This is a genomic window from Amycolatopsis sp. SID8362 (assembly GCF_010550475.1).
Taxonomy (GTDB): domain Bacteria; phylum Actinomycetota; class Actinomycetes; order Mycobacteriales; family Pseudonocardiaceae; genus Amycolatopsis; species Amycolatopsis eburnea.
In genome coordinates, this window is record NZ_JAAGNB010001277.1 from 1 (window position 1) to 3,814 (window position 3,814).

Annotated in this window: 2 protein-coding genes and 2 pseudogenes; all 4 read right to left on the reverse strand. The window is 72.4% G+C overall.

Annotated elements, in window-relative coordinates; all coding sequences use genetic code 11:
- Positions 1-329 (reverse strand): annotated as a pseudogene (locus G3I65_RS39640) (hypothetical protein); the annotation flags it as partial.
- A complete protein-coding gene (locus tag G3I65_RS39645; protein WP_160700640.1) occupies positions 326-2,341 on the reverse strand; it encodes a hypothetical protein in 2,016 nt (671 codons plus the stop codon). The pseudogene G3I65_RS39640 and the gene G3I65_RS39645, both read right to left, overlap by 4 nt.
- Positions 2,338-3,528 carry a hypothetical protein gene (locus G3I65_RS39650; RefSeq protein ID WP_160700641.1) on the reverse strand — a complete coding sequence of 397 codons (1,191 nt, stop codon included), beginning with the start codon at positions 3,526-3,528 and terminating at the stop codon, positions 2,338-2,340. The genes G3I65_RS39645 and G3I65_RS39650 overlap by 4 nt, the downstream gene beginning before the upstream one ends.
- 15 nt (positions 3,529-3,543) lie before the next feature.
- Positions 3,544-3,814 (reverse strand): annotated as a pseudogene (locus G3I65_RS39655) (phage tail protein); the annotation flags it as partial.

Sequence of the window (3,814 nt, forward strand, 5' to 3'; positions counted from 1 at the left end):
ACCGGGTACGGCTCGGTCGACGGCCCGCCGGCGCCGTTGACGGCCTCGAAGTCCGCCTCCGAAAGCACGACCGGCGCCGGCACGACGATTTCCCGGCCGGTCCCGTCGATCGCGAGCCCGGCCTGCACGGTCACTTCGGCGAACCGGTTGCCCGACACCGGGTCGGTCCGGTTCACGGTCGTCATGCCGAGCCCGTCGGCGATGCCCCAGTCGTGCGAGAGACGCGCGTGCCGGACGGCCGCCGAGCGGGCGTAGGCGACGGTCGCCGCGAGGTCCGCGGCGGCGAGCACCTGCCCCTCGTGGAACTCCGGGCGCAGCGGACCGGTCACGACGTCTCACCCGACCGTGGCTTGCGGGCGGTGCCACCGCCGCGAGCCGGCGACGACCGGCCACGCCGCGGCGGCGGCTTGGGCTTCTCGGCCTGTTCCTCGTCGTCCTCCGCTTCGGAGTCGGCGGCCTCGGCTTCCGGCGCGTTCTCCAGCTCCGAAAGCCGGTCGGACAGCCGTTCCGGCAGCTCGTCCCGCACCTGCGAGACCTGCTGCCGCGCGGTGTCCAGCTGTCCCCGCAACGCTTCCACGGTCGCGACCAGGTCGCTCACCTGCCCCCGCAGCGCGTTCATCTCCTGCAGGCTGTCGGTCACCTCGGCCGGCACGGTGTACACCTGCTCGCGCACGGGTTTCGGCACGGTCTCCCCCGGCGCCGGGGTCACCAGCAGCTCCCACATCCGCTCCAGCGGGTCCCGCGGCCGCCAGTCCTCCAGCAGCCGCGGCACGTACGGCCGCGGGATCGGCCCGCCGACCGGCACGGACGGCGGGCGGTACACCGGGATCGGCTGGCAGCAGATCTGCTCGGCGAAGTGGCGCAGCTGGTACAGCTTCGGCAGCCACTCGCCGTAGGCCGAGCCGCCGGGCAGCACCTGCTCCCGGGTCGCCGAGCAGACGCGCACGACGTCGCAGCCGTCCAGCTCCAGGTGCGCGAGCAGCACGTCGTTGTCCGCGCAGTCCGTGCACGGCGGGTTCAGCGTCGAGCAGGCCGCGTCGGTGACGAACCGGCGCACGTACGTCGTCAGCTTCCCGGCCGCGTCCGTGAGCAGGCCCAGGTCCGCGATGCTCAGCCGCTGCATCTGGTCCGGCTCCGGGATGGGCAGCGGCTGCGGGATGGCGACCTTGCGGACGTCGTCGTGCAGCCGGCAGTCCTCGACGCCCGCCACCCGGTCCAGCCGGCCGAGCAGCCACTCCCGCAGCCGCACCAGGTCGGCCCGGAACTCGGCCTCCAGCACGTTGTTCACCGGCGTCCCCTGCGCGAGCAGGCGGCGCTCGATGGGGGCGTCCGGGTCGAGCGTGACCACCCGGCTCTTCACCTCCGCCAGGAGGGCCAGCGCGATCTGCCGGTGCGCGGGTTCCGGCCAGACCTGCTCGGCGTCGGTCCTGGCCAGCCGGTCGCAGGCCGCGCCGAGCGCTTCCCGGGCGCTGTCGATCGCGCCGAGTTCTTCGTACTGCGACCGCAGTTCCTGCTGCCCCGCCTCGTCGTAGGTGTCGTACCGGGCGACGGCCGAGGCCAGCGCCCGCACGTACTCGGTCTGCTGCCGCGCCTCCGGCGGCTGCGGGGTGTCCCCGGCGGCCTTCAGCAGGGCGAGGTTGTCGTGGTACCGGACGAAGTCGTCCTTCTCGAACGTGATCGGCCGGGTCGACGAGCCCCCGGCGACGGCCATCGGGTCCAGGTAACGCCCGAGCCGCCGGCCCAGCAGCCGGACGTGCTCGTAGGCGTCCTTGTCCCCGATCCGCGCGAGCAGCTTGGTGGCGGGGTTGTACCGGTGGTCGTCGGTCGGGTCGCACTTGACGACGAACCGGAAGCCCTCCTCCACGCGGGAGGGCACGCAGCCCGGCGACGGGCACGGCTCTTCGGTGGCGAACGGCGCGACCGGCCCGGCCATGCTCTCCTCGTACCGCACGAAGAGCCCGAAGTGCCGCTGGTCGTCGTCGCACGGGTCACCGCACGCGACGCCCGGCGAGGACACCCGCAGTTCGCGCACGAGCGCCTGCACGTCGACCTTTTCCTTGCAGGACAGCACGATGTCGTTGCCGCAGCAGTCCAGGGCGTGCCCGGGGTGCACGAGCACCGTCCCGCCCGCGCACGAGTCGCAGGACACCTCGAGCCCGCAGACCACCCCCGGGCCGGACAGCGTCCGGTTGTGCAGCCGGTCCTTCCCGGCCACGTAGTCGGTCAGCAGCGTGAGGTCGTCCTCGGTGAGCAGCTGCCCCGCGAAGAACCTCGGCCGGACGAACGCGGCGGGGAAGGCCGGCGCCCCGCCGCACCCGCACCCGCAATCAGTCGTGCTCATGAACGCTCCTCGGTGATGAAGAACCAGCTCTCGAAGACGTCGCCGCCCGCGCCGGTGCCGGACGTCCACGGCCCGATGCCCGTGGGCGGCACGAGGCAGCCGGTCGGCTCGGGCTCGGGGTCGTGACCGGTCTCGGTTTCGACGTCGCCGTCCGCGTTCGCGTGGCCGAGGTAGGGCACCCGGCCGCCGACGTTGGTGCCGTCGACGGGACGGCAGCAGTGGTCGAGGATGAACGCGGCGCGGACGGTGATCAGCACCCGGTCGCCGTCCTGCAACGTCTCGCGGGTCGTCTGCCGGTAGCGGAAGTGGTCGGTGAACTCGCCGTCCCCGTCCGTGGGTTCCTCGAACTTCCCGCCCATGTACCAGGTGTCGGCGTTGCGGCCGGCGCCGCCTTCGATCACCTGGATCTCCACCACGCCGCGGCGCAGGCTGTCGACGCGGACGCCGTCGGAGAACTCGACGACCAGACCGCCGGAGTTCTTCTGGGTGCCGAGCAGCTCCTTGGCCTCGTTCACCGTGTACGTGTGGCCGTGGCGCCAGTTGACGCCGGTGATCACCGTGGGCACGCGGCGGCCGAAGAACCGGCGGACGTCCAGGTGGATCTGCTCCTCGCGGACCGGCTGCGCGAAGTCGACGTCGTCGATCCTGGCCAGCCACAGCACCTTGTGCTCGCACCGGGTGCAGCAGGTCTCGCAGCGCTCGTCCTTCGGCGGCGTCTTGGTGGTGACGCGGACGCAGTAGCTCTCCTCGGTGTAGCCGAAGTCGCAGTCCGAGGTGTCCGCGCAGGCGGAGTTGAACACCGTCCGGGTCGGCTCGACCGCGCGTTCGGTGTACTCGACGCCGACCCACACCGTCGTCCCGGTGCGCTCGTCCTCGTGCAGCGCGTCCCACAGGTCGATCGCGCAGCTGCCGGGCACCAGCACTTCGTTGCCGTCGCAGTCGACGCCGAGCCCGCTGGTGATGTGCACCCTGGCCTGGTGTTCGTGCTTTTCCTTGTCGTCCGACGGCGGCGCGGGTTCCACGAACAGCCCGCACACCACGCCGTAGCCGAGCAGGCAGCGCATGCGCAGCTTCAGCTTCTCGCGGAAGTACTCCTGCTCCCGCTGGAAGTCGCGGGCGGTGAGCAGCTGGCCGTGGAAGTACCGCAACCGGCGGAAGGGCTGTTCCTCTGTCGTTGCCTCGGTCATCTCTTCCCTGTCCTCTCAAGACACTCGCGTGTGGACCCCGACCGCGGACACCACGCCGACGCTCACCCCGTGGCGGACGCCCCGTGGCCCGGGCCGCAGTACTCCGTCGTGGTTCAGGCGCACGCCGCCCACCACCGGCGGCGGCAGCGGGACGAACGCGGTGTCGACCCCGACCGCCGACCGCGTGCCGACCACGAACCCCGTCCCGCCGACGCGCACCGCCCCTTTCGTGTGCGCCGGCGCCTGCCGGACCACCAGGCGCCGCACCGCCTCCTCGTCGGCCGCG

Excerpts from the sequence above, each read along its gene's own strand:
- G3I65_RS39650 (WP_160700641.1), bottom strand. The coding sequence starts at position 3,528 with ATGACCGAGGCAACGACAGAGGAACAGCCCTTCCGCCGGTTGCGGTAC.
- G3I65_RS39645 (WP_160700640.1), bottom strand. The coding sequence starts at position 2,341 with ATGAGCACGACTGATTGCGGGTGCGGGTGCGGCGGGGCGCCGGCCTTC.